Below are 5,159 nucleotides of genomic sequence, written 5' to 3' on the forward strand. Positions count from 1 at the left end.
CCACCGGCCAGCCCCTCATGAAAGGCGCCATGTCCCCTCCCCTCCCAGGGCCACTCAAGCGGAGCGAGCGCCCGCGCCAACTCCGAGCCCGCCCGGCCGTCCATCACCCCGGGCCCCTATGTTCCTCCAGGGTCCCGAGCCGCCGGGATGGAAGGGAGCGCGCATGCGAGTGAAGGAGCGGGAGCTCAATCTCGACTGGGTGACGCCGCTGTTGGCGGTGGGCGGAAGCTATCCCATGGATGCCGCCGCGCATCTGGCCCAGAAGCTGGGCGTGCGTCATGTGGTGGATGTCCGGGTGGAGTGTCAGGACGACGAGCACGTGCTCCGGGAGCACGGCATCACGTTCCTGCACCTGCCCACGGTGGACATGCGCGCCATCCAGCTGAGGATGATCCACGACGGGGTGGCCTGGGTGCGCGAGCGGCTGGCGAAGGAGCAGAAGGTCCTCATCCACTGCGAGCACGGAATCGGGAGGAGCGCGCTGCTGGCCTTGTGCGTGCTGGTGGATCAGGGCCTGGAACCGCTCGAAGCGTTGGACCTGGCGAAGACGCGCAGGCCCCGCGTGTCGCCCAGTCCGGAGCAACTGAAGGCCTTCATCGCGTACACGCAGGACGTGCGGGATAGACAGTCCGTCGCCTGGCCGGTGCCCACGCTCGAGGCCCTGGGCACCATCGCGTACCGGCATCTGCGCATGGGAATGGAAACGACGAGCGGAAGCTGAAGGGCATGCTCGTCCACGGAGACCATCCGCGAGCGCTGGACCCCAGGAAGGTCCTCGGTCCGCTGAGGGCCCGGCTGCGGAGACTGGACACGCTTCCTCCGGGGCTGGAGCGGCACGCGGAGCTGGTGACGCTGTTCATCGAAGCCAGCGTGCTCGCCCAGGGACTGCTCGACGCGGCCGACGAGGCAGGCCCCAGAAGTGAGACCTGGCTTTCCCTGCCCCTGGAGCTCGCGAGACGCCTCGGTGACTCATGGGATGGCGTCACCGCGACGGGCAAGGCCTCGCTGGCACTGCTCGAATCGCTGGAACGAAGCCCCCTGCCCGCGCAAGTGACGCTCAAGGAGCCAGAAGGCTACGCGCACTTCGCGCTGTACCCGGAGCTGTACCTGGAGGCTGCGAGGGCCTCACGGCTCGCGGGTTCAACGCGGGTGGTGGGCGTGCGCAGCATCGGCACCGGGCTCGCATGCATCGTTGCCGCGGGCCTGGATGCGTCCAAGCCGCCCCTCACGGTCCGTCCCGAGGGTCCCCCATTCGAGCGCCGGCTGAGTCCCGGTCCCCAGCTCACGCGAGCACTGGAAGCCGTGGCCCGAGCGGACGCGGCCGCCATCGTGGACGAAGGCCCCGGGCTCTCAGGCAGCTCCTTCGGAGCAGTGGCGGATTTCCTGGAGGCCCGAAGCCTGCCACGCGAGCGGCTCCACTTCTTCCCCAGCCACGAGGGCGCCCCAGGTCCCATGGCGAGTGGGCATCAACGAGCACGTTGGGCCCAGGTCCACCGCCACACCGCGGACTTCAACACCTGTGCCGCGAGACTCGCGGCCTGGGTGGAGGACCTCACCGGACCGGCCATCGCGCCACTGGAGGACATCAGCGCGGGCGCCTGGCGCCGGCACCTCATCCCGGATCCACGAGACTGGCCCGCGGTCCACGTCCAGCAGGAGCGCCGCAAGTACCTGCTGACCACGGATCAAGGCACGTTCCTGCTCCGTTTCGCGGGCCTCGGAGTCCCAGCGGAGCACCGGGCCCACCGGGCACGACAACTCGCGGAAGCCGGCTTCACACCGCCCGTCACAGGACTGAGGCATGGCTTCCTCGTCCAGCCCTGGCTTGAGCCGCCGCGAGCCTGCCTCCGGCCTCGCGCCATGCCTCTGGAGCACTTGGGCCATTACCTCGGTTTCCGGGCACGAACCTTCCCCGCGCCAGAGCCCGGGCGCGGGGCCTCCATGAGCCAGCTGCTGGAGATGGCCCGCTACAACACCAGTCAGATTCTTGGCGAAGAGAGCGCAAGGGCCCTCGACGCCTGGGCCGTCCACCTGGATGCGCTCGAACAAGCGGCGCGACCGGTGGAGACAGACCACAAGCTCCAGGCCTGGGAATGGCTCGAGCTTCCCGGAGGACAGGTGCTCAAGACAGACGCCGTGGACCACCATGCCGGGCTCGACCTGGTGGGCTGCCAGGACGTGGCCTGGGACATCGTGGGAGCCGCCGTCGAACTGGACCTGAGCGAACCCGAGCTCGCCACGCAAGTCGAGCGGACCTGCGGCCACCCCGTGTCCCCCCTGCTCCTGTGCTTCTACGAGCCCTGCTATCTCGCCTTCCAATGCGGGCACCACACCCTGGCCGCGACCGCACTGGAAGCAGTGGCGCCAGACGAAGCCACCCGCCTGCACGCCGCCGCAGCCCGCTACGCCAAGCGCCTGAAAGACGCCCTGAGCCGTCAGCCTAAAAAGCATTGACCAGGGAGCAAGCATCAAAAGCGCAGCAGCAAGCCACGACGTCATGCGCGCAAGTCCACCACGGCCCGGCGCGCCAATGGACCACAGACAGGTTCTTGCGAGCACAACAACACGGGGCCACGAACAAAGGCCCCCGCCGGGCACGCCCTCAAAAAACCTGTCCGACTGTCCGACAGGTCCAGGACAACGCACCGGTTCAAGACGACGTGCCTACGAGGACACAACGGGGGAGCCAATGGAAAGACCCGCCCGCCGGGCGCGGATTCCAAAAACCTGTCCGACTGCCCGACAGGTTTCGCCAACCGAGGCCCAAGCTCGCGAACGTGTCCGACAGTCCGACAGGTTTTCACTTCATGGGGGCTGAGCCTGCGAACGTGTCCGACTGTCCGACTGGTTTTGCCGCCTGAAGCCAGGACCTGCGAACGTGTCTGACAGTCGGACAGGTTTTTTCAGTCCGGCCCCGGAGGGTGCCTTCTCCAGTCAGCCGACTCGGACGGTGAGGCCTCACGCGTCCATGTCAGACCCCTGTGGTTGGATGGCGATGCTGGAACGAGGAAGGGGAATGGGGATGGGACACGGCGGGCTCGTGGCGTACGTGGAAGCGCAGATTGAGCGCGACATCGCGCTGGGACGGATTCACCCGAGCGGGCGGTTCGGCTCGGAAGCGAAGCTGGCGCGTCACTATGACGTCTGCCGGGGCACCATCCGTGAAGCGCTGCGGCGGCTGGCGGCGCGGGGCGTGGTGGTGCAGCGGCCTGGACGCAAGACGCGCGCGGTGCCACTGGATGAGTCCCTGTCGCTGGAGAACCTGGGCCTGGCGCTGCATGACACGCGCTCTCCAGAGGCCCGGTGGCTCCTGGAGGGCTACTTCAGCCTCCGGCGGCAGGTGCTGGTGGAGCTGCTGTCCGACTGCTGCGCACGGGCTTCCAAGCGGGACCTGGACCAACTGGGGAGCATCTGCTTCGGACTCTGGGACGCGGCGCGGTGGGAGTCGGGGGCTTCCTGCGCCCAGGTGGAATTCGAGTTGCTGCGGCTGGCGGCCCGGGTGGCGAACCGGCCCGGGCACGTGCTCCTCGTGCAGTCCCTGCAGCGGGCCTTCATGGTTGGCGCGGCCCAGCTGCTGCCCCACCTGGGAGGTGAGCCGCTGCGGCAGTGGGCAAACTGCGCGAAGGATGCCCTGCATGATCGCGATACGCGGGCCATCCAGCAGGAACTGCCGACACTGATGAAGGTTTGCGATGAGCGTTTGCTTGAGCAATTCCTGCCGGCAGTCCCCGACTCCCACCGCGTCTCAGAGGGCATTCCGGACGGCCCCGTGTCAGCCGGTGCGCCGGATGAAGCCCTGGAGGCACGGCCCTGTGTGGAGGAGCCTGGCCTTGGCCACATCGTGCCAGCCACGCCTCAAGACTCCGCGCTGGCGGCACTCCCTGGCGCGGAGATGCGTGACCTTGGCGTTGTTAATCCAGCCGCCCCCGGCTTCGGGGCGTGTGGGCCCGACAGCATCCTGTCGACTGCTGGGGACTTCGCGGTGCTCGGGGTCGCTCCCTGCCTTCCTCCAACCGCCACCGAGGTTCGTGGGGAATGTGCCGGGAGTGGGATGGGCTCGGCGCAGGGAGGATTGGCTGACCGCCGGACGGGTTGGGAGACCTTGTCCTCTGAAGAGAACCTCCAGCGTGCGGCGGCATGCGCGGAGCGTGGATCGCTTCGCGGCATCCTGGGCCGGTGGGCTGCTCGCCTCTGGCGCTTCCTTGCCCGAACTCCGGCACCACCCTCATCGTGAGCGACGGCTTTCCGCCCATGAGGCTTGAGCACGCATGGCCTGCCCTGGCGGCCTATGTGGCGTAGCGCTTCGTCATCCTCGCGCAGAAGTCCGCGTACTCCTCCACGTGGTTCGGCGGACTGGTGTGGTGCGCGGCCATGCCGCAGGACTCCGGCGTGAAGCAGTAGGTGAGCGTCACGGCGAAGTCCTCCAACGCGCGCATCTGCCGGTCGAACCACGCCTCCGCTCCGGGCCGCAGGCTGTCCGCCCAGCTCAAGCCCGTACGCAGGTGGCGCACTCCCAGCTTCTTCAGCCACGCCACCGCTTCGTCCAGCCGCGGGTCCTCGAAGTGGAACCACTGACAGATGCCCAGCTCCGGCGTGTAGTCCGCGAAGTGGCGCAGGGCTCGCTTCGGGGTGCCGTCCTCGCGCAAGAGCCCCATGTGGAAGTGCCGGTAGTACGACGACCCTTCCGCCTCGCGGTGGCGCGTGGTGGCGGGCCACGCCTTGGGCAGGTCATAGAGGCTGTACCAGTGGATGCGCTCCACCCGGCCCAGGAGCAGCTCCGCGGTGCGCCGGAGCCCGAACTCCTGCACCTCCTCCGCTCCAAAGGAGGACACCCCTACCTCCGTGACCCACACCGGATGCCGGGTCACCGCGCGCACCTCCGCGAGCCGCCGGGGCCACTCGTCGATGGGCCAGTGGTTCCAGTCCAGCGGGAAGCCATGCACCGCCACCACGTCCACCTCGTCCAGCGCCCCCTGCCGCCCCAGGTGCTCCAGGAAGCCAGGGTCGATGGGCGACATGCCCCCCAACACCCGAGGCAGCGTCGGGTGCTCCGCGCGGACCGCCGCCCCCGCCAGCCGCACCATCCGCGAATAGATGCGCCAGTCCTTGTCGAGCTCGAGGTCCCAGTGGGACTTGTTGTTCGGCTCGTTCCAGAGCTT

The 5,159-nt window shown here is 68.4% G+C and carries 4 protein-coding genes; 3 read left to right on the plus strand and 1 reads right to left on the minus strand.

Annotated features, from left to right (window positions below; genetic code table 11):
* Positions 1 to 163: 163 nt before the first annotated feature.
* The 3 genes from D7X55_RS35475 (at position 164) to D7X55_RS35485 (ending at position 4,234) form a co-directional block, all read left to right on the plus strand.
* Complete coding sequence (locus tag D7X55_RS35475) at positions 164 to 721, plus strand: dual specificity protein phosphatase family protein (RefSeq protein ID WP_121725365.1); 558 nt, start codon at positions 164 to 166, stop codon at positions 719 to 721.
* Between the two features lie 5 nt (positions 722 to 726).
* Positions 727 to 2,454 (plus strand): hypothetical protein, encoded by a 1,728-nt coding sequence (locus D7X55_RS35480; RefSeq protein WP_121725366.1) that lies wholly within the window; start codon positions 727 to 729, stop codon positions 2,452 to 2,454.
* A 562-nt stretch (positions 2,455 to 3,016) separates the two neighbouring features.
* Positions 3,017 to 4,234, plus strand: a complete 1,218-nt coding sequence (locus tag D7X55_RS35485) for a FadR/GntR family transcriptional regulator (protein WP_121725367.1) — start codon at positions 3,017 to 3,019, stop codon at positions 4,232 to 4,234.
* Positions 4,235 to 4,286: 52 nt separating this feature from the next.
* On the opposite strand, the gene D7X55_RS35490 is transcribed toward D7X55_RS35485, so the two are convergent.
* Positions 4,287 to 5,159 (minus strand): glycosyl hydrolase (locus tag D7X55_RS35490; RefSeq protein WP_121725368.1); only part of this gene is annotated, 873 nt, incomplete at its 5' end.

This window comes from Corallococcus sp. AB049A (genome assembly GCF_003668885.1).
GTDB lineage: Bacteria > Myxococcota > Myxococcia > Myxococcales > Myxococcaceae > Corallococcus > Corallococcus interemptor.

Excerpts from the sequence above, each read along its gene's own strand:
- D7X55_RS35475 (WP_121725365.1), top strand. The coding sequence starts at position 164 with ATGCGAGTGAAGGAGCGGGAGCTCAATCTCGACTGGGTGACGCCGCTG.
- D7X55_RS35480 (WP_121725366.1), top strand. The coding sequence starts at position 727 with ATGCTCGTCCACGGAGACCATCCGCGAGCGCTGGACCCCAGGAAGGTC.
- D7X55_RS35485 (WP_121725367.1), top strand. The coding sequence starts at position 3,017 with ATGGGGATGGGACACGGCGGGCTCGTGGCGTACGTGGAAGCGCAGATT.